Raw genomic sequence first — 19,412 nt, 5'->3', positions numbered from 1 at the left:
CTAGCCGGGCGGCACCCCCTCCCGCCCGGACGGCACACCGCGCCTACAACCGCGATTCCGCCGCTGACAACACAGCAACAGATTCCCCACGACGGTGCGCAACCCCGTGGCGACACAGCCGTGCTCGGATCGTGCGGTCGTGCCCGGATCGCGCGGCCGCGCCAGGGTCGCACAGAACTGTGCTCGGATCGCACAGAGCTGTGCCCGGATCGTCCAGCTGTGCTTCGGATCGCACAGAGCTGTGCTCGGATCGTCCAGCTGTGCTCGGACCGTCCAGCCGTGCCCGGACGGCACAGCCTGCTCGGACCGCGCAGCGTTCTTCCCCGCGGCACAGGCCTGCTAATCGTTGTGCCGCTGAGAGACCCGCTGTTCCGTTCGGAGTGAGCTCGGCCGGGGATGCCGAATGGTTGCGCTGCCACCAGCGATCCTGTGTGCGGCTGTCGAATTTGGGTGCATTGACCGGGTAGCGTGCGGGAACGTGCCAGGACTCCCTCGAATCGCCACATCATTGCTGCGGACCAAGCCGGTGGAACAGCTCACGTCGGATAGTGAGCACACCGCGCTGCGCCGGAGCATGGGGCTTGTTCCGCTGATTTCGCTGTCGGTCGGGGCGACGCTGGGCACCGGCATTTTCGTGGTGCTCGGTGAGGCCGCGCCCTTGGCCGGGCCCGCTGTGGTCATCTCGTTCGCGGTCGCGGCCTTGGCGGCATTGTTCTCGGCGCTGTCGTACGCGGAATTGGCGGGGGCCGTACCGGTCTCGGGGTCGGCGTACTCGTACACCTATGCCACGCTCGGGGAGATTGTCGCCTGGGTGTGCGGGTGGTGCCTGCTGCTGGAGTACGGGGTGTCGGTCGCGGCCGTCGCGGTCGGGTGGGGCGCGTATTTGAACGAATTCCTGGGATCGACCGTCGGATGGCGGATTCCGGATGCGCTGTCCTCCGCGCCCAGTGCGGGCGGGGTCGTCAATCTACCGGCGGCGGTGGTGGTGCTCCTGGCGACAGTGGTACTGCTCGGCGGAGTTCGGGAGAGTGCGCGCGTCACCACCGTCACCACCATGATCAAGATCGCGGTGCTGATCTTCTTCGTGGTCGTCGCGGTCACCGCGTTCGATTCCGGGAATCTGCATCCCTTCGCCCCGGCCGGAGTGGCGGGCATCAGTGCGGCGTCGTCGATGGTGTTCTTCTCCTTCATCGGCTTCGACGCCGCCTCCACCGCCGGTGAGGAAGCCGAGAACCCGCAGCGGGATCTGCCGCGCGCCATCATCATTTCGCTCGGCATCGTCACCCTCATGTACGTGCTGGTCGCACTCACCGCGGTCGCCGCGGTCGGCGTCGGCGATGTGAGCAGTTCCGGCGCCTCGCTGGCCACCGTCCTCGAGCAGGTGACCGGAAGGGGCTGGCCCGCAACGATTCTGGCCGCGGGCGCGGTGATCGCCATCGCCTCCGTCGTGCTGACCGTGCTGTACGGGCAGACCCGCATTCTGGTCGCCATGTCCCGTGACGGGCTCATGCCCAAGGTGCTGTCGAAAGTCGGCGCCAAGCGGGTGCCGACGACCAATACCCTCATGGTCGGCGGCCTGGTCGCGGTGCTGTCCGCACTGGTTCCGCTGGGCGAACTGGTGAACGCCACCAATATCGGCACGCTGGTCTCCTTCGGCCTGGTCAATATCGGCGTGCTGGTGCTGCGCCGCACCAAACCCGATCTGCCGCGCACCTTCCGGACGCTGGTGCCGGTGGTGCCGCTGCTCGGCGTGGGCATGTGTGTCTGGCTGCTCGCACATCTGCCCGGCGTGACCTGGCTGGCGTTCACGCTGTGGTCGGCAGTCGGCCTGGTCGTCTACTTCACCTACGGCCGCCGCCGGTCCGCGCTGAATCGGCCCCGGCCGGCCGCGGTACATGCCGACTCGTAGGCTCGTTCCTGTGCGAGCGCTGGAGCAGATTCGAGAGTGGCCGGTCCGGAATGCCGCGGCGGGTGTTGTGGTCCGCGGCAAGGGCGTGCTGGATACCGCGGGCGACCTCGATCGGGTGTTCCGGCTCGCCTCGGTGACCAAACCGCTTGTCGCATACGCCGTCCTGGTGGCCGTGGAGGAGGGCGCGATCGAGCTGGACCAGCCCGCGGGCCCGCCGGGCGCCACCGTGCGGCATCTGCTCGCGCATACCTCCGGACTGGCCTTCGATACCAGCGAGGTGCTCGCCGAACCGGGCGCGCGGCGCATCTACTCCAGTGCCGGGTTCGAGGTCCTGGCGGACTTCGTGGCCCAGCAGACCGGAATCCCTTTCGACCGGTACCTGCACGAGGGCGTATTCGAGCCGCTCGGCATGGCATCCTCGGTGCTCGCCGGTCCGGCGGGTCATGCGGCGAACTCGTCGGTCGCAGATCTCCTACGGTTCGCCGAAGAATTGCTGAACCCCGCTATCCTGAGTGCGGAATTGCTCGCCGAGGCAAGCACAGTGCAGTTCCCAGGACGCAATGGTGTACTTCCCGGCTACGGGTCGCAGCGGCCCAACGATTGGGGCCTGGGCTTCGAAATTCGTGACCATAAAGTCCCGCACTGGACCGGTGGCGCGAATTCCGCCGGGACCTACGGGCACTTCGGGCAATCCGGCACTTTTCTGTGGATCGATCCGGAAGTCGGCATGGCGTGTCTCGCGCTGACGGACGAAAATTTCGGAGACTGGGCGCGCGTGGCGTGGCCGAAGTTCAGTGACGCTGTGATCGCGGAGTTTGCTTGAAATCCGACACGGCCAATAAGTAACACACGCAACACCGGGCACTCCAGTACACTCGGGCAACGCTGGCTCGGAGGGTCGTTGGGGAAGACGCACCCGTCGAAGCCGGAGGTGTTAGTAGTGCGCGGATCTAGTCAGTTCGCCGACGCGACGTCTGGTGTTGTCTACATTCATTCGTCGCCTGCCGCGCTGTGCCCACATATCGAATGGACGCTCACCTCGACTCTCAAGGCCCCGGCCAAACTGCGCTGGACCGCGCAGCCGGCAGCCCCCGGGAATTTGCGGGCCACCACCGATTGGTACGGCCCGGTCGGTACCGGCGGTCGGTTAGCTGGTGCGTTGCGAGACTGGCCCGTGCTGGCCTTCGAAGTCACCGAGGAACCCAGCGAAGGCGTCGACGGCGAGCGCTACAGCTTTGTCCCCGGACTGGGCCTGTGGCACGGCGCGACCAGCGCCAGCGGTGACGTCATGGTCGGAGAGATGCGACTGCGCGCCATCGTCGCCGAGGCCCGCGGCCGCGGCCAGGGCAGCGCCACCGACATTGCCGCCGAAATCGACCGCGCCCTCGGCACCGCCTGGGACGATGCACTCGAACCCCTCCGACTCGGCGACGAAGGCGGCGCGGAGGTCACCTGGCTGCGCCGCGACGTCGGCTGACACACCCCGCACGGCCGGCCCACCTCCCTTCGATCAAGGAGCTTCCATGCGGCGCACCGTCGCCACCTTCGCCCTAGCCGGCGCCGTGGCCCTCAGTCTCGCGGCCTGCAACGGCGCACCTGCGACCAAAGAGGCCATTCAGGGACCCTCTCCGTCCAGTGCCGCGCCGAGCGACAATGCCTATCCGACGGTCACCTCCGATGGTGCGGTCGACTGCGGCCCCGGCGTGAACGGTCTCTCGGTTGTCGCACTCACCACCAAGGGCACCGACTTCTGCGCGACTGCCCTCGCGGTCACCAATGCCTACGGCGACGCGCGCAAAGCCCAGCCCAAGGGCGACATCCCCGTCACCGTCAACAACATTCGCTGGGTATGCGGTGAGCGACAGGGCAGCCCGAACTCCTACCAGGAGTGCGCCAGCCAGAACGAGTCCGCCGAAAAGGTCCGCCTCTACTCGTGAATCGTTGCGCGGTATTCCGGTGCGTCGATCAGCTGTGGCAGGACGAGATCAATCGCCCTCCGGCTCGGCTGCTTCGAGTAGTGCCGTGATCGGCGCGGCCACCGACGGTCCGAAATCCGCTGCCACCGCCAGGAACAGGTCGCGATAGGCCTCGACGAGTGCGAGTGTGCGCAAGGCGGTTTCGGCGGACCTTCGGTCCCGGCCGGGTTTGTCGAGTGCGGTGGCGATGAGATCGGCTGCGGCCCAGTCGATATGGCGATCGAACCAGGCTTGAGCCGACTCGTGATAGGTCTTGCCGTTCAGCCAGTTGGCCATCCACCGGGTCATGGCCGATCCGGTGATCGGCATCATGACGGCGGGGACGAGGGACCGTCTGGTCTGGGCGATGGTGAGGACGAAATCGATTGCCTCCGTGCCGAAACGGGCCAGCAGGCGGCACAGCGGCTGAATCGGGACCACGGGGCTGACCGACGGCGGGCGGCGAAGGTAGGGCAGGGCGATATCGCCGGGCGCCAATGCCAGGATGTAGGACAGCCGCATACCGCTCGGAGTGGGGTACTTCAGCTCGCTGTCGATGGACTTCTGCCAATCGCCCGGCATCCGCCAGTTCCGATTGTCGAGATCGATCGCGGCCCACACGGCTTGTTCGCCGTCCTCCCAGGCGAGCGAGAGGGGCTGCGGCTCATGGAATCCCGTCACCACGACCGGCTTACGCCGCACGGCAGTGCCTTCGGTGTCCTGCACAGCCTTCGGAGTCCTGCATACGAAGCAAGATAGCCGCAGGAGCCGACAACTGTGGGCGGCCTCCGAGGAGACCGCCCACAGTTGTTGCCGCATAAGGACTTACAGCGGAATGTTCTTCAAGTGGCTCGGCCGCGACGGGGCCGCGGCCAGCGCGGCGGCGACGATGGAGCGGGTTTTGGCCGGATCGATGATCTCGTCCACGACGCCGATGGCGACGGCGCGCTCGACGCCGCCCGCGATCTGCTCGTGCTCGACGGTGAGACGCTCGATGAGGGCCTCGCGCTCCTCCTCCGGGGCGGCCGCGATGGCCTTCTTGTGGAGGATGCCGACCGCGGCCTTGGCGCCCATGACGGCGACCTCGGACTCGGGCCAGGCGTACACGGCCGTGGCGCCCAGCGAGCGGGCATTCATGGCAATGTAGGCGCCGCCGTAGATCTTCCGGGTCACCAGGGTGACACGCGGGACGCGGGCTTCGGCGAAGGCGTGCAGCAGCTTCGCGCCGCGGCGCACCACACCCTCCCACTCCATGCTGACGCCGGGCAGGTAGCCGGGAACGTCGGTGATGACCACGAGGGGGATGCCGAAGGAGTTGCACAGGCGCACGAAACGCGCTGCCTTCTCGGCACTTTCGGAGTTCAGGCAGCCACCCATGCGGATCGGGTTGTTGGCCAGCACGCCGACGGTGCGGCCGCCGAGGCGGCCCAGGCCGGTGACGATGCTGCGGGCGTAACCGCCCTGCATCTCCTCGAAAGTGCTTTCGCCGTCGACATTGTCGAGCAGCTCGTTGACGATCGGCTTCACGTCGTAGGCGCGCTTGGCCGAGGCCGGCAGCATGGCCTTCAGATCCACATCGCCATGCGCGGCAGCGACGAGATCGAACTCGCCCTGCTCGGCGAACATGGAGACCAGGCGACGGCCGCGGTGCAGCGCATCGGCCTCGTCATTGGCGACGATGTGGCAGACACCGGACTTCTTGCCGTGGGTGACCGGTCCGCCCAGGGTCGCCATATCCACGTTCTCACCGGTGACGCTGCGGACCACGTCGGGGCCGGTGACGAAGATACGGCCCTCGGGGGCCATGATCACGATATCGGTCAGGGCAGGACCGTAGGCGGCGCCACCGGCGGCGAAGCCGAGCACCACGGAGATCTGCGGGACCAGGCCGGACGCGCGGACCATGGCCTCGAAGACCAGGCCGACAGCGTGCAGCGCTTCGACACCTTCGGCGAGCCGGGCGCCGCCCGAATGCCAGATGCCGACAACAGGAGTCTTGGAGTCGATCGCGGTATCGATCGCATCGACGATGTGCTTGCAGCCGTCCACACCCATGGCGCCGCCCATGACGGTCGCGTCGGAGCAGTAGGCGACGGTGCGAACGCCGTCGACCTCACCGATCGCGGCGAGCACGCCGGACTTGTCGCGGGGGTGCAGCGGTAGAACGGTTCCGGGATCGAAGAAACGCTGCAACCGACCCAGCGGGTCACGGGGATCGGTCACGGTATCCGCGTGCGCGGGAGCCATGATGGTCATCGCAAACTCTCCTTGGATTAAGGAAGTGCGGTCGCTAGAGAGCGGCTGCCAATGTCGAAGTCCCGGCGGGGATTCATCGAGAGAACCCAGAGGGGTGCGGGTTCTCGATCCGAGTCCCCGCCGGGACCACCTGTCTTACAAACCGGCGCTGATGGTGAACCTGTTACGGGCTCAGCAGTGCGTCAGTACCGGCCGAAGGCGAGCGCGACATTGTGCCCACCGAAACCGAACGAGTTGTTGATCGCGTACTGGATGTCCTGACGGCGAGCCTCGCCGTGCACGACATCAAGGTCGATCTCCGGATCCTGGTTCTCCAGATTCAGCGTCGGGGGGACGATGCCGTCCCGAATCGCCAGAACCGTGAGTACCGACTCGAGCGCGCCGACGGCGCCGATCGAGTGGCCCAGGGCGGACTTCGGTGCGTAGATCGAGGCGTGGTTGCCCACGGCCTTGATGATCGCGTTCGCTTCCGCGGCGTCACCGATAGGGGTGGCAGTCGCATGGGCGTTGATGTGGGTGATGTCCTGCTTGGTCAGACCGGCAGTCTGCATCGCCCGTGTCATCGCACGCGCCGCACCGTCACCCGTGGGATCGGGAGCGACCAGGTGGAAACCATCGGAAGTGATACCCGCGCCCAGCAATCGAGCGTGGATCGTGGCGCCACGAGCCTTGGCGTGCTCCTCGGTCTCGATGACCATGAGCGCGCCCGCTTCGCCGAAGACGAAGCCGTCACGATCCTTGTCGAAGGGACGCGAGGCGCCCTTCGGATCGTCGTTGCGGGTGCTCATCGCGCGCATCATCGAGAATGCCGCGATCGGCACCGCATCGATGAAGCCCTCGACGCCACCGGTGACAACGATATCCGCGTCACCCATGACGATCATGCGCCACGCATTGGCGATTGCCTCGGAACCCGACGAACACGCCGAGACCGGAGTGATCACTCCTGCCCGGGCCTTGAGCTCGAGACCGACAACCGCCGACGGACCGTTCGGCATGACCATCTGAACAGCCAGCGGCGAAATCTTGCGATAGCCGCCGTTCTTCAGCTTGTCGACCGAATCGATGAGCGCGTCGCCGCCGCCGAGACCGGTGCCGATAGCGACACCCAGACGCAGCGGGTCGACCTCCGGAGAACCGGCGTTCTTCCACACCTCGCGACCGAGAACGGTCGCGAGCTGCTCGACGTAAGCCATCCGCCGGCACTCGACCCGAGTGAGCAGCGTGTCCGGCGCGACCTTCAGATGTCCGCCGATGCGAACCGGAAGGTCGTACTCCGCGATGAAATCGTCTTCGAGAACGTCGATGCCGCTCTCGCCGTTGAGGAGGCCCTTCCACGTCGCATCGACGTCACCAGCGATCGACGTGGTCGCCGCCATGCTGGTGACGACGACGTTGGGGAAGTTCCCATTCAAGGTGGAAGGAGTGGTCACAGGTCGGTCCTACTCGTTTCCGAACTTGGACTTCATGGCTTCGGCGGCCTCAGCGTTCTCGGCCTCGAGCTTCTGGATGTACGACACCGCGTCGCCGACGGTCTTCAGGCTCGCCAGATCCTCGTCCGGGATCTTGACGCCGTACTTGTCCTCGGTCTGAACGGCGATCTCGACCATCGACAGCGAGTCGATGTCCAGGTCGTCGACGAAGGACTTCTCGATGGTCACCTCGGAGGGCTCGATACCGGTCACCTCTTCGATGATCTTGCCGAGCTCTTCGACGATCTGTTCCTGGGTCAGAGCGGCCACTGTGGTGGCTCCCTTCTTAATTCATGTCGATGGTTGGGATTTTTTGGTGCTTGCGGTCCGGTCACTGAAAAGTCACCGTGCCCGTCGCCGTTGACGAAGCAAGACCGCGAGTCAAGCTAGTCCGTGGTGGTGAGTTCGGCCAGCGCGGGGATGTCCGACGGGGTCTTCAGCGCCAGATTCGGGGTGCCCTTGAGCTCCCGCTTGGCAATGCCGACCAAGGTTCCCGCCGGTGGCAACTCTGCCACTGCGGAAACTCCCGCCGTACGAATGGATTCGGTGCACAGGTCCCAGCGCACGGGCCGGGTGACCTGGGCAGCAAGCTTGTCTACCGCATCCTGGCCGGAGGTGACCGGCTTACCGTCGAAATTCGACAGCAATACCCGGATCGGCTCGCTGGGAGCGATCCTGGCGATAGCCTCCGCCACCGCGTCCTGGGCAGGTGCCATGAACGCGGTATGGAAGGCGCCGGCGACCGGAAGGGCTCGGACACGAGCCTTTTCGGGCGGGTTGCTCGCGAGTTCCGCGAGCGCGTCCAGCCTACCCGCCGCCACGATCTGGCCGACCGCGTTGCGGTTGGCCGGGATCAGGCCGAGTTCCTCGAGCCGGGCGAGCACGGCGGCTTCGTCACCGCCGAGCACCGCCGACATACCGGTCGGCTCGAGTGCACAGGCCTTGGCCATCTCCGCGCCACGGAGTGCAGCCAGGGCCACCGCGTCATCAGGGGAGATGACTCCGGCGATGGCAGCGGCGGCGAGTTCACCGACCGAGTGTCCGGCGACGATCGTATCCGCGGGAAGTGCATCCGGGGGGATTTCCGCGAACGCCAGCAGTGCGGCCGCCACGACCAGAGGCTGGGTCACCGACGTATCGGTGATCTCCTCGGCCGTAGCGGTGGTACCCAACCTCAGCAGGTCCAGTCCCGAGGCCTTCGACCACAACGCGATTCGATCAGCCGCGCCGGGCAGTTCGAGCCAAGGGGTGAGCATGCCGGGTGTCTGAGACCCCTGTCCTGGGGCAAGCAACGCGATCACGTCTCTAAGACAACACTGTGAGGGCGCTCTCACGAGATGTCGGCGCGAATGAAGCTTTGGGGGGTCTTTTGTGAGGTGTCCACAAAAGGGCAAGTGAGTCGAGCCGATCGTCCGGTTCGCGAATTGCGTTACAGCCCGTCCTTAGGATCTGTGACGGACGCAACATCTGGGGCTGAAGTGGGCGATTCGTTACGTGTTCGAGTCAGCCTTCCTATAGTGGAGGCGATTCGTAACACGTAGGCATCGCGCGGATTCATCGGATCCCGGCCCGTGATGTCGGCGATGCGCTTCAACCGATACCGGACGGTGTTTGGATGAACGTACAGTTGCCGCGCACAGGTCTCGACGGCCCCGCCGCAGTCCAGGTAAGCCTCCAAAGTATTGGACAGCTCGCCCGCAGCAGCGGCCAACGGTAGCACAAGCAATTCGTTGAGGGCGGTTACCGCGGCACGATCTCCGAGCAGTGCTCGTTCGGGCAGCAATTCGGTCGCGTGCACCGGGCGCGGCGCGCTGCGCCAGCCCACCACCGCCTCCATTCCGGCCATCGCCTCCACCGAACTGATGTGTGCGACACCGAGGGTGCGGGTGGTCGGGCCGATCACCACGGGACCGTCGGAGAAGGCCTCGCTGAGCAGATCGGCCAGGAACGGCGAGGGATACAGGGTGTCGCCCAGATGGCCGCTGACGACCATCACCAGGCGGGAACCCTGCACCACGGCAAGTGCGTTGCGGCCGTGCCGGGCTGCCACCGAGTGCACCGAACCGACCACTGCCACTTGATCTTTCGGGGGAGTGCCGATCAGTACGGTGGCGGGCGCGCTGGCATCCCAATTGAGAGTCGCGGCGCGCGAAAGCATTTCGGGACCCGTATCGCCGCGCACCACGGCGTCGACGACCAGGGCCTCCAGCCGGGTATCCCAGGCGCCGCGCGATTCGGCGGCGCTGGCGTACACCGAGGCGGCCGCGAAACCGAGCTCACGCCCGTATCGCAGCACCGCCTCGGTGAGCGCCACCAGCTGCCGGTCGTTGCGTGCCAGCGCCGGCAGCCACTGTTCGAAGAACTCCATGGCCACCCGGACCATGTCGACGGTCTGGCGCAGCGTCAGGCGCCGCGCCAGATCGTCCGGAATCACTTGGAACGCATCGAGACTGAACCTGATGTCGCTCTCCGGATCCTGCAACCACTCCAGGAAGTTCACCACCGCCGTCTGCACCAGCATCTGGACACCGGCCCGTTGGGCGGCATCCAGATTGGCGAAGAACGGCAACCGCTCCTGCATCGAGGAGACCGCCTCGGTGGACAGGCGACCCGAGAACTGCTTCACCCGCTTGAGCAGGGTGTCCGGTAGTGGGTCGCGTGTCTGCCGATTCGGCGAGAGCGCGCCGGTGGGAAGGTAGACCTCGTGTTCTGAGGAGCCTTCGTTGATCCGGCGCGGCCTCGGCGGTTTACGTTCCACAGTGCTTATGGTGCGTTATGCGTCGCCACCTTCGGTACCGGGTGCCGCCTTCGGCGCGGCGTTGACGTCGTCGATGCGGTAGCGGGCAGCGGCCTCGACCAGCTTGGCCTGGTCGATCGTTCCGGCTTCGGCCAGACCGGCGAGTGCCGCGACCACGATGGACGCCGCATCGACATTGAAAACGCGGCGCGCCGCCGGACGCGTGTCGGAGAATCCGAAACCGTCGGTGCCGAGCGAGATGAACGTGCCCGGAACCCACTGGCGGATCTGATCCGGCACCGCACGCATCCAGTCCGAGGCGGCCACGAACGGACCCGAGGCCGGTCCCGCCGTGCCGAGTGCCTTGGTGACGTACGGCAGGCCCGGATCGACATCCGGGTGGTGCAGCTTGGCGATCTCCTTGGCGAGAGCGTCCTTTCGGAGCTCACCCCAGGAGGTCACCGACCACACGTCCGCCTGCACACCCCACTCGTCGGCCAGCATCTGCTGTGCGAGCAGACCGTCGGGCATGGTCACGCCCGCCACCAGGATCTGCGCGCGCACCTGGCCCTCGCCGCCGCGCTTGTAGAGGTAGATGCCCTTGAGCAGGCCCTCCACATCGAGGTTCTCCGGCTCGGTCGGCTGCTGCTGGGGCTCGTTGTAGAGGGTGATGTAGTAGAAGATGTCCTCGCCGCCGAACTCGTGGTGCACCGAATGCGCCTCGGGATCGGTGCCCGGCAGGGCCTCCTGATAACCGGTGGTGCCGACGCCGCCGCCGTACATCCGGCGCAGGCCGTCCCGCACGATGTGGGCGATTTCGAAGGCGAACGCCGGATCGTAGGGGACACACGCCGGATTGGTGGACGCCAGCAGCAGCGAGTGACCGTCGTTGTGCTGCAGGCCCTCACCGGTCAGTGTGGTTCGCCCGGCGGTAGCTCCGAGTACGAATCCGCGTGCCATCTGATCCGCGGCGGCCCAGAGACCGTCACCGGTGCGCTGGAATCCGAACATCGAATAGAAGATGTAGAGCGGGATCATCGGCTCGCCGTGCGTGGAGTACGAGGTGCCCACCGCGGTGAAGGATGCGGTGGAACCGGCCTCGTTGATGCCCTCGTGCAGGATCTGTCCGGTGGCCGACTCTTTGTAGGCAAGCATCAACTCGGCGTCGACGGATGTGTACAACTGACCGTTACGGTTGTAGATCTTCAACGAAGGGAACCATGAGTCCATACCGAAGGTACGGGCCTCGTCCGGGATGATCGGCACGATGCGCTTGCCGATTTCCTTGTCCCGCAACAGGTCCTTCATGAGGCGCACGAAGGCCATCGTGGTCGCGATGCTCTGCTTGCCCGAGCCCTTGCGGACGCTGCGGTAGGCCTCGTCGCCCGGAAGTTGCAGAGGCTTTGCTGCAGTGCGTCGTTCGGGGACGAAACCGCCCAGGTTCGCGCGCCGGCCCATCATGTACTGGATCTCCGGAGCGTCCATGCCCGGGTGGTAGTACGGGGGCAGGTAGGGGTTCTTCTCGAGATCGGCATCGCTGATCGGAATGCGCTGCACATCGCGGAAGGCCTTGAGATCGTCCAGGGTCATCTTCTTCATCTGGTGCGTGGCATTGCGGGCTTCGAAGTGCTTGCCCAGGCCGTAGCCCTTGATGGTCTTGGCGATGATGACCGTCGGCTGTCCCTTGTGCGCCATGGCCGCCGCGTAGGCCGCGTAGATCTTGCGGTAGTCGTGGCCGCCGCGCTTGAGGTTCCAGATGTCGTTGTCCGATAAGCCCTTCACGAGCTCCTTGGTCCGCGGGTCGCGGCCGAAGAAGTGCTCGCGCACGTACGCGCCGTCATTGGCCTTGTACGTCTGGTAGTCGCCGTCGGGTGTGGAGTTCATCAGGTTGACCAGAGCGCCGTCGCGATCGGCCTGCAGCAGCGAGTCCCACTCGCGGCCCCAGACCACCTTGATGACGTTCCAGCCGGCGCCGCGGAAGAACGACTCCAGTTCCTGGATGATCTTGCCGTTACCGCGCACCGGGCCGTCCAGGCGCTGCAGATTGGCATTGATGACGAAGGTCAGATTGTCCAGGCCCTCGTTCGCGGCGACCTGGATCAGGCCGCGCGATTCCGGCTCGTCCATCTCGCCGTCGCCGAGGAACGCCCACACATGCTGATCGGAGGTGTCCTTGATGCCGCGATCATTCAGGTAGTGGTTGAAGCGCGCCTGGTAGATGGCGTTCATCGGGCCCAAACCCATGGAGACCGTGGGGAATTCCCAGAAGTCCGGCATGAGCCGCGGGTGCGGGTAGGACGAGAGACCCTTGCCCGGGCCGCCGTGGGAGTACTCCTGGCGGAACCCGTCCATCTGGTCTTCGGTCAGCCGGCCTTCGAGATACGCGCGGGCGTAGATGCCGGGGGAGGCGTGACCCTGGATGTAGACCTGGTCGCCACCGCCCACATGATCCTTGCCGCGGAAGAAGTGGTTGAAACCCACCTCGTACAGGGCGGATGACGACGCGTAGGTCGAAATATGGCCACCCACACCGACTCCGGGCCGCTGCGCGCGGTGCACCATGACCGCGGCATTCCAGCGGATGTAGGCGCGGTAGCGGCGCTCGGTCTCCTCATCGCCCGGGAACCAGGGTTCGTTCTCGGTGGGGATGGTGTTGACGTAGTCGGTGGAGGTGAGCGCCGGAATCGCGACATGGCGTTCGCCGGCGCGCTCCAGCATCCGCAGCATCAGGTAGCGCGCGCGGCCGGGGCCTTCGCGTTCGAGCATTTCGTCGAAGGAGTCGAGCCACTCGCTGGTTTCTTCCGGATCGATGTCCGGCAGGTATGACGCCACCCCCTCGCGAATCACTCGAACCCGGCCCCCTGCCGGGAGGTTGCGTGCCGGGCCGTTTGTGGGACTCGGCGAAGAAATCGGGTGCATCAGGTCGGTCAAGACGTTTGCTCCTCGTACACAGGGATGAGACATCTGATAAGTGCCATTACCCCGGGTTGTCGCTGGTAGGCGGCATACCCGTAACGATTGGTTTGCGGCGCACCTCACATCCTTGTGCATGGTGCGTCATGGGTCATCATGTCAGCCGCTGATCCAGTACGGTTCTTCAGGGAACCGGCCGAGGCAGGAACGGGGAGGACGATGAAACTGAACCCACGTGGGTTCGGATTGGCGGGCGCGGCCGCGGCGGTGGGGCTGGGCCTGGTTATCGCAGGTTGCGCCAGCACTGTCGAGGGTACGCCGACGGTGAATCAGGCCGACGCGACTTCGTATCGCGCGGAAGCGGCCACCTCTTCCGCCGCAGCCGCCTCCGCGAAAGCGGCCGCCGCGCAAACGAAGGCGATTGCCGACAATTGCGACCCGTTCCGCGCGACCACGGGCACGGCGGTGGATCGCTACAACGATTTCGTCGACGCGCACGACGGCAATACCGGCGATCAGACCGCCAAGCGGGACGCCGCCGCGGGCGCTCTGGAGGACGCGGCGAAGACCGTCGAGACCCGAGTGGGCGCTTCCGGCCCCGACTTGCCGACAGACCTCGCACAAAAATTCACGGATTATGTGACGGCCGCCCGGGGGCTCTCGGCGGAGGTTCAGAAGATGGCGAGCACCTCGCCCGTCGGACCGCTGAATGATGCGAGTCACAAGGTCAACGACGCTTTGAACGCGGTTCGGGGCGCGTGCCCGGCGAAGTGAGCCGGGGTCGCGGGGGGGCCTCGCGCCGAGCCGGCGGCGCGTCGCACATACGACATTTAGCTTGCGAATTCGTTCGATCAGCTTGCGCTGAGAGCAAGAACCATGTTCGCTTGCATCTACCTATTGTCTGGAGTTGAGGAGGACGCCACCGTGGTCGCCGCGGCGGACGCGCAGAACTACGCTCAGAAGCTTGGCATTACTCACGGACTGGTGATTCAGGAGCTGGGCTGGGACGAGGATACCGACGACGGCTTGCGAGCCGCCGTGGAAGAAGCCATCGGCTCGGAGATGCTCGATGAGGACACTGATGAGGTGGTCGATGTCGTGCTGCTCTGGTGGCGTGACGGAGACGGCGACCTTGTCGACGAGCTCCTCAACGTCATTACTCCGTTGTCGGATGAAGGCATTGTCTGGGTTTTGACACCCAAGACCGGCCAGAGCGGGCATGTTGATCCGGCGGAAATCGCCGAATCCGCAACCCCGGCCGGTTTGACCCAGACCTCGTCGATCAGCCTCGGTGACTGGTCCGGCTCCCGCCTGGTGCAACCCAAGACGCCCTCGAAGCAGCGCTAACCCGCGTCTTCGCTAAGGTTTTCGATATGGACGGCGCATCACGCTGTGATGCGCCGTCCACGAATGCCCTGACAGGATTGAGGTTTGCATGCCCCTAGAGGTCGGCACGGTCGCACCGGACTTCACACTGAAGGACCAGAACAATCAGGACGTCTCCCTCTCCAGCTACCGCGGTGAGAAGAACGTTCTGGTTGTCTTCTACCCCTTGGCCTTCACCGGTATCTGCCAAGGCGAGCTCTGCAAGGTCCGCGATGAACTTCCCAAGTTCCAGAACGACAGTGCAGAGATCCTCGCCATCTCGGTAGGTCCCCCGCCCACCCACAAGATCTGGGCGGCCGAACAGGGCTACACCTTCCCCCTGCTCTCCGATTTCTGGCCGCACGGCGAGGTAGCCACCTCGTACGGCGTCTTCAACGAAAAATCCGGCTACCCCAACCGCGGCACCTTCGTCATCGACAAGGACGGAATCATCCGTTTCGCCGAAATGAACGGCCCCGGAGAAGCCCGTGACCAGCAGGCTTGGGAGAAAGCCTTGGCCGCGCTAGATTCATAACCCGTTACCCCGGACTCCGGTCCCGGCGGCAACATCCGGATCCCGGCCTCCCGCCGGAATCTCGGGCACATAGCTCAGTGGTAGAGCTCTGGTTTTACACACCAGCGGTCGGGGGTTCGAAACCCTCTGTGCCCACCATGAACCGGCAGATGCAGCAATGTATCTGCCGGTTTTTTGTTCAGTGGCCCAGTCGGGCTGCGAGGCCGTCGAAGACGCAGTCCAGGCCGAAGGTGAATTCGATGTCGGGGTCGAGGTCTTCGGCTTCGTGGATGCGGCGGGCGAGCAGGGGGTGTTGGCCTGCTGCGATTACCTCGCGGATGTAGGGGCCGACGCTGCGTTGCCATTGTTCTTCGGTCAGGCCGGTGCGCTGCTCGGCGCGGCGGGAGGCCAGTTGGGCGGCGACTGAGCCTAGGACGTAGGCGTGTACGGCGGTGAGGGCTCGGGAGGCGAGGGTGATGTCGGGGGTGAGGGCGACTGCGGCGCGGAGGGCGGATTCGGAGCGGCGCAAGGAGTTTGGGCCGAGGGCGGGGCGTCCTGTCAGTTCGCCTGCCAGCCAGGGGTGGCGCAGCAGTGTTGTGCGCAGTGCGCGTGCGACGGCTCCCAGATCGGTACGCCAGTCCTCGGTGGATTCGGGGAGCGGATCTTCGCCTTGCGCCGCGTCGATCATCAGGTCGACGAGTTCGTCGCGGTTGGTGATGTAGCGGTAGAGCGAGGCGGTTCCGGAGCCGAGATCGCCTGCGACCCTTCGCATCGAGACCGCTGCCAATCCCTCCGTGTCCGCGACGGCGAGTGCGGCGGCCACGTACTGGTCCACGCCGGGGGCACGGCGACGCGGTTCGGGGCGCGGCCGTGTCCACACCGATGAGGCAGCGGGTTCGGTCATCGGGGCGGTTCCTTTCCTCGTTGCTCCGCATCCTACCTTCTGGATACAGTGTAGCCATGACGGAGACAACGTATCCAGAAGTGCCGGTGCTCGTGGTCGGAGGTGGCAGCGTCGGTCTGCTGACCGCGGCGCTGCTCACCCATCACGGCGTCCGGGCGGTGCTGGTCGAACGCCGGGCCGGTCCGTCGATTCACCCGCGCGCCACCGGAATTGGGGCGCGCACCGTCGAAATCCTGCGTGAACTCGGGCTCGACGCGGCGGTGGATGCCACCGCGGTCGACCTCCGGGGCGCTGTGGGCAAGGCGGTGGCGCGGACCGTCGTCGAGATGGGCGCGGGCGATGTCGTGACCGTGCCCATGCCGACCTCGTCTGCCGGCGAACTGGATGTGACCCCGTTCAGGCTGCGTGGCGTCTGCGCTCAGGACCGGCTCGATGCCGTAGTGGCCGCGGATCTGACGCGCCGCGGAGCCGATCTGCGCTGGTCGACCTGCCTGATTGGCATCACGCAGGACGCCGAAGGGGTCGATGTCGAATTGGAAGGACCCGACGGCCGCTATTCGCTGCGGTGCGCGCACGTGGTCGCCGCGGACGGCGCGCACAGCATCTTGCGAAACACCCTCGGCGTGAACACCTCCGGTCCCGGCGACCTCGGCAAGTCGATGATCAATATCCTGTTCCGCGCCGACCTCCGACCTCACCTGCGGGGCATGTCTTTCGCCACCTGCACCATCACCGTGCCGGAGACGCCCGGCCTGCTGGTCACTGTGGACGGCGAGACGAACTGGGTCTTCCACGCGGCCTGCGATATCGACGCCGGCGAACGCCCCGAGGACTTCACGCCCGAGCGCTGCGCCGCGATCGTCCGGTCCGCGGTCGGCGATCCCGGCCTCGACGTCGAGGTGCGCAGCGTGCTGCCCTGGCGCCCCCGCAGCGCTGCGGCTGAGAGCTTCGCGGTCGGCCGCGTGTTCCTCGTCGGCGACGCCGCGCACACCGTGTCACCCCTGGGAGCGTTCGGCCTCAATACCGGCGTTGCCGACGCGCACAACCTCGCGTGGAAACTGGCTGCCGTCCACCACGGTGAGGCGGGTGCGGGCCTGCTCGAAACCTATGCGCACGAACGTGAACCGGTCGCCGCGGCGACGCTGGATCAGGCGCTGCGCCGGCTCGCCGATCCGCAGCTGCACTGGGGACGCGGACCCGAGGCCGATGCCGCCCGGGTGACGGCGGGGGTGTGGGCGGCACCGGTCGTGCACCTCGGCCAGCGGTACGACTCGGGCGCCGTCGTCGACCCGCGGCCGGAACTCCCGTCCACAGTGGATCTTGCTGTGGCACTGGATGGTTCACCGGGTTCGCGGGTGCCGCACGCGTGGATCGACGGGGTATCGACCCTTGATCTGGTCGCGTCCGGATGGACCCTGCTGGTGGGCGCCGAGGGCGAACGCTGGCTCACCGCGGCAGTGGATGTCGGACTCCCCGCGCACCGCGTCGCGGTCCCGTGGCTCCCGTCCGACGGCGCCATGCTCGTCCGTCCGGACGGGATTGTCGCGATGCGCGCTACGGCGTCGGTTCCGGACCCGGTGCGGTACCTCACCGAGGTCTTGGACCAGGTGCTGGACAGGCCGGCCACGGTGCCGAGCGCCTGAACGGCCGCCCAAAGCTGAAGGGCCGCACCGGGATGAACGGCTGCACAAGGATGAAACGCCCTATTCGGTGACCAGTCTGCCCATCGAATGGATTTCGGCGATATCGCCGCCTGTGATGAAAGACCATGGCGCGGTGAAGAATCCATTGTCACCCCAGCCGGGGCCCCAGGAGTTTTCGAGGGTGACGCCATTGGCGTCGTAGCCGACGATCGTGACTTCATGACCACCCAGAACCGCTTCGCCGGGTGCGGGGGAGTACCGGGAGTTGCCCGAGTTCAGGTTCATGAAGCTTTCGCGGGCATCGAATCCGATCGGGACAGGGAGCCCGGCCGCGATGGCCATCTTGATGTTGGCCACCTTATCCCCGGAGAACAGGTCTTTGGCCCCGGAGAGTTTGTAGTGGGCGGCGTTCGCGAGCTCTTTGGCGTCCGGTTGGGTGGTGTAGTCGAAATCGCCCTGCCAGTAATCGGATTTGGTGTCGTTGCCCTCGCGCCATTCCATCGGCAGCGCGACCGAGGCGGAGGTGCCGTAGTCGTGACCCTTGGCGATCTGGGAGTAGATGAACATCGGAGCCATCGGCCCACCGCTGATGTTCATTTCGTTCATCAGCACGCCGTACCCGGTGTAGCCGGTCGCCCACGCGACACAGGCGCCGACCTGCCCCTGGTCGCCAGCGGGCAGGGCGTATTGCCGGAGCGAAAACTCAGCCGGTGATTCGCTGATGGTGCTCAAGTGCAGAATAGGAAGTGCGTCGCCGACGCTGGTGTCCTTGTTCTGGCTGGCCTTCGCCGCCTGCATATCGAGACCGAAGGCATGTCCGGGGGCGGGCTGTGGCGCAATGGGATCTGCGTCGGCGAAACCCGCCGAGACGATTCCGATTCCCAGAACGAATGCGAGTGCAGCGGGTAAGCGCGAGTAAGACATGGATCTCCTATGCCGTGTTTCGCGGAGTTGATCGCAGATCTCGCGACGATCGTAATGGCGGCGGGCCGGGAGAATCCGCCCGACGCGCGGCGGGGTGCGCCGATTTCCAGCGGGGCACTGAAAAGTTATGGGCTAGATCGCCAGTAGTTCTCGGGCGATGGCGAGGGAGACTTTCTTCTGCTCGTCGGGGCTGGCTTCGAGGGTGTCGCCGAGTTGCTCGCCGGTGATCGGGCCGAAGATGATGGCCGCCACCGCGGTTCGGATTCGCATGCGGGTGTGCAGGTCGCAGTCGGCCGGTGTCATCAGGGTGATCACCTCGCCGATCAGGGCCTTGAGTTCGCCGACGTCGCGGACCTGCTTGTTCGCGGCATCGGCTGCCAGCGAGCGCAGGACGGGCTGATTCTGCTGGATGAGGCGGACCACGCGGTTGGCGTCACCGAAGAACAGGTCGGCGACGCGGTCGAGCATGTCGTCCTGGAAGTCGGGGGAGAAGGGCTGTTCGCGGCCCCAGGTGACCAGCTCGCTCATGGCGTCGAGGAGTTCGACGATGAGGCTGAGCAGGATCGCGTCCTTGGACTTGAAGTGGTAGTACAGCGCGGCTTTCGTGACGTCGAGCTGCTCGGCGATCTCGCGCAGTGAGGTGCCGTCGTAGCCGCGCTCGGTGAAAGACTCCAAGGCGACCTGCCGGATCTTCTCCCGCATGCTGCCGTCGCTGGGCGCCATCCACCCACACTCCTGTCCGCTGCCGTGTGATTGACAAGCCGAATCCGAAGATTACTATACGGCAGGTAAGCAGCTGACCGGTCGGCAAGTAATGAGT

The 19,412-nt window shown here is 65.8% G+C and carries 18 protein-coding genes and 1 tRNA gene; 9 read left to right on the top strand and 10 right to left on the bottom strand.

Going from position 1 to position 19,412, the window contains the following annotated elements; all coding sequences use genetic code 11:
* Nucleotides 1-478 precede the first annotated feature (478 nt).
* The 4 genes from ABZX86_RS24990 to ABZX86_RS24975 all read left to right on the top strand — a co-directional run bounded on the left by ABZX86_RS24990 (nucleotide 479) and on the right by ABZX86_RS24975 (nucleotide 3,846).
* The gene (locus ABZX86_RS24990; RefSeq protein ID WP_355127085.1) at nucleotides 479-1,909 is read left to right on the top strand and encodes an amino acid permease; all 1,431 of its coding nucleotides are present in this window, start codon (nucleotides 479-481) and stop codon (nucleotides 1,907-1,909) included.
* A gap of 10 nt (nucleotides 1,910-1,919) precedes the next feature.
* Entirely contained in the window at nucleotides 1,920-2,732 is an 813-nt protein-coding gene (locus ABZX86_RS24985; RefSeq protein WP_355127084.1) for a serine hydrolase domain-containing protein, read from the top strand.
* Between the two features lie 117 nt (nucleotides 2,733-2,849).
* Entirely contained in the window at nucleotides 2,850-3,386 is a 537-nt protein-coding gene (locus ABZX86_RS24980; protein ID WP_355127083.1) for a DUF3145 domain-containing protein, read from the top strand.
* A gap of 46 nt (nucleotides 3,387-3,432) precedes the next feature.
* Entirely contained in the window at nucleotides 3,433-3,846 is a 414-nt protein-coding gene (locus tag ABZX86_RS24975; RefSeq protein WP_355127082.1) for a hypothetical protein, read from the top strand.
* Nucleotides 3,847-3,894: 48 nt separating this feature from the next.
* On the opposite strand, the gene ABZX86_RS24970 is transcribed toward ABZX86_RS24975, so the two are convergent.
* The 7 genes from ABZX86_RS24970 to aceE all read right to left on the bottom strand — a co-directional run bounded on the left by ABZX86_RS24970 (nucleotide 3,895) and on the right by aceE (nucleotide 13,248).
* On the bottom strand, nucleotides 3,895-4,590 hold the full coding sequence (locus tag ABZX86_RS24970; RefSeq protein ID WP_355127081.1) for a hypothetical protein: 696 nt from the start codon (nucleotides 4,588-4,590) through the stop codon (nucleotides 3,895-3,897).
* Nucleotides 4,591-4,689: 99 nt separating this feature from the next.
* Nucleotides 4,690-6,120 (bottom strand): carboxyl transferase domain-containing protein, encoded by a 1,431-nt coding sequence (locus ABZX86_RS24965; protein ID WP_327141361.1) that lies wholly within the window; start codon nucleotides 6,118-6,120, stop codon nucleotides 4,690-4,692.
* A gap of 182 nt (nucleotides 6,121-6,302) precedes the next feature.
* Complete coding sequence (locus ABZX86_RS24960; protein WP_355127080.1) at nucleotides 6,303-7,553, bottom strand: KasA/KasB family beta-ketoacyl-ACP synthase; 1,251 nt, start codon at nucleotides 7,551-7,553, stop codon at nucleotides 6,303-6,305.
* A gap of 9 nt (nucleotides 7,554-7,562) precedes the next feature.
* Complete coding sequence (gene acpM, locus ABZX86_RS24955) at nucleotides 7,563-7,862, bottom strand: meromycolate extension acyl carrier protein AcpM (protein ID WP_297616963.1); 300 nt, start codon at nucleotides 7,860-7,862, stop codon at nucleotides 7,563-7,565.
* A gap of 116 nt (nucleotides 7,863-7,978) precedes the next feature.
* A complete protein-coding gene (locus ABZX86_RS24950) occupies nucleotides 7,979-8,893 on the bottom strand; it encodes an ACP S-malonyltransferase (protein WP_355127079.1) in 915 nt (304 codons plus the stop codon).
* Nucleotides 8,894-9,021: 128 nt separating this feature from the next.
* On the bottom strand, nucleotides 9,022-10,320 hold the full coding sequence (locus ABZX86_RS24945; RefSeq protein WP_327146669.1) for a helix-turn-helix domain-containing protein: 1,299 nt from the start codon (nucleotides 10,318-10,320) through the stop codon (nucleotides 9,022-9,024).
* Nucleotides 10,321-10,365: 45 nt separating this feature from the next.
* Nucleotides 10,366-13,248, bottom strand: coding sequence for a pyruvate dehydrogenase (acetyl-transferring), homodimeric type (aceE, locus tag ABZX86_RS24940; RefSeq protein ID WP_327146668.1), 2,883 nt, complete (start codon nucleotides 13,246-13,248; stop codon nucleotides 10,366-10,368).
* A 150-nt stretch (nucleotides 13,249-13,398) separates the two neighbouring features.
* Here aceE and ABZX86_RS24935 point away from each other — a divergent pair, with 150 nt between their 5' ends.
* The 4 genes from ABZX86_RS24935 (at nucleotide 13,399) to ABZX86_RS24920 (ending at nucleotide 15,280) form a co-directional block, all read left to right on the top strand.
* Entirely contained in the window at nucleotides 13,399-14,016 is a 618-nt protein-coding gene (locus ABZX86_RS24935; protein ID WP_327141358.1) for a hypothetical protein, read from the top strand.
* Between the two features lie 150 nt (nucleotides 14,017-14,166).
* The gene (locus ABZX86_RS24930; protein ID WP_327141357.1) at nucleotides 14,167-14,589 is read left to right on the top strand and encodes a DUF3052 domain-containing protein; all 423 of its coding nucleotides are present in this window, start codon (nucleotides 14,167-14,169) and stop codon (nucleotides 14,587-14,589) included.
* An 88-nt stretch (nucleotides 14,590-14,677) separates the two neighbouring features.
* The gene (locus tag ABZX86_RS24925) at nucleotides 14,678-15,142 is read left to right on the top strand and encodes a peroxiredoxin (RefSeq protein ID WP_355127078.1); all 465 of its coding nucleotides are present in this window, start codon (nucleotides 14,678-14,680) and stop codon (nucleotides 15,140-15,142) included.
* Nucleotides 15,143-15,205: 63 nt separating this feature from the next.
* Nucleotides 15,206-15,280, top strand: a tRNA-Val gene (locus ABZX86_RS24920).
* Nucleotides 15,281-15,320: 40 nt separating this feature from the next.
* Here ABZX86_RS24920 and ABZX86_RS24915 read toward each other — a convergent pair.
* Nucleotides 15,321-16,025, bottom strand: coding sequence for a TetR/AcrR family transcriptional regulator C-terminal domain-containing protein (locus ABZX86_RS24915; protein ID WP_355127077.1), 705 nt, complete (start codon nucleotides 16,023-16,025; stop codon nucleotides 15,321-15,323).
* A 56-nt stretch (nucleotides 16,026-16,081) separates the two neighbouring features.
* On the opposite strand from ABZX86_RS24915, the gene ABZX86_RS24910 reads away from it, so the two are divergent.
* On the top strand, nucleotides 16,082-17,668 hold the full coding sequence (locus ABZX86_RS24910) for an FAD-dependent monooxygenase (protein WP_355127076.1): 1,587 nt from the start codon (nucleotides 16,082-16,084) through the stop codon (nucleotides 17,666-17,668).
* A gap of 60 nt (nucleotides 17,669-17,728) precedes the next feature.
* Here ABZX86_RS24910 and ABZX86_RS24905 read toward each other — a convergent pair whose 3' ends face one another.
* Complete coding sequence (locus tag ABZX86_RS24905) at nucleotides 17,729-18,592, bottom strand: C1 family peptidase (protein WP_355127075.1); 864 nt, start codon at nucleotides 18,590-18,592, stop codon at nucleotides 17,729-17,731.
* A 132-nt stretch (nucleotides 18,593-18,724) separates the two neighbouring features.
* Complete coding sequence (locus ABZX86_RS24900; protein WP_355127074.1) at nucleotides 18,725-19,315, bottom strand: helix-turn-helix domain-containing protein; 591 nt, start codon at nucleotides 19,313-19,315, stop codon at nucleotides 18,725-18,727.
* Nucleotides 19,316-19,412: the final 97 nt, after the last annotated feature.

It is taken from the genome of Nocardia sp. NPDC006630, assembly GCF_040611495.1.
Classification (GTDB): domain Bacteria; phylum Actinomycetota; class Actinomycetes; order Mycobacteriales; family Mycobacteriaceae; genus Nocardia.
Note: the sequence above shows the minus strand (reverse complement) of the source record. Positions and strands in the feature narration are given on the sequence as shown.

Excerpts from the sequence above, each read along its gene's own strand:
- ABZX86_RS24975 (WP_355127082.1), top strand. The coding sequence starts at position 3,433 with ATGCGGCGCACCGTCGCCACCTTCGCCCTAGCCGGCGCCGTGGCCCTC.
- ABZX86_RS24965 (WP_327141361.1), bottom strand. The coding sequence starts at position 6,120 with ATGACCATCATGGCTCCCGCGCACGCGGATACCGTGACCGATCCCCGT.
- aceE (WP_327146668.1), bottom strand. The coding sequence starts at position 13,248 with ATGCACCCGATTTCTTCGCCGAGTCCCACAAACGGCCCGGCACGCAAC.
- ABZX86_RS24935 (WP_327141358.1), top strand. The coding sequence starts at position 13,399 with ATGTCAGCCGCTGATCCAGTACGGTTCTTCAGGGAACCGGCCGAGGCA.
- ABZX86_RS24925 (WP_355127078.1), top strand. The coding sequence starts at position 14,678 with ATGCCCCTAGAGGTCGGCACGGTCGCACCGGACTTCACACTGAAGGAC.
- ABZX86_RS24915 (WP_355127077.1), bottom strand. The coding sequence starts at position 16,025 with ATGACCGAACCCGCTGCCTCATCGGTGTGGACACGGCCGCGCCCCGAA.
- ABZX86_RS24910 (WP_355127076.1), top strand. The coding sequence starts at position 16,082 with ATGACGGAGACAACGTATCCAGAAGTGCCGGTGCTCGTGGTCGGAGGT.
- ABZX86_RS24905 (WP_355127075.1), bottom strand. The coding sequence starts at position 18,592 with ATGTCTTACTCGCGCTTACCCGCTGCACTCGCATTCGTTCTGGGAATC.
- ABZX86_RS24900 (WP_355127074.1), bottom strand. The coding sequence starts at position 19,315 with ATGGCGCCCAGCGACGGCAGCATGCGGGAGAAGATCCGGCAGGTCGCC.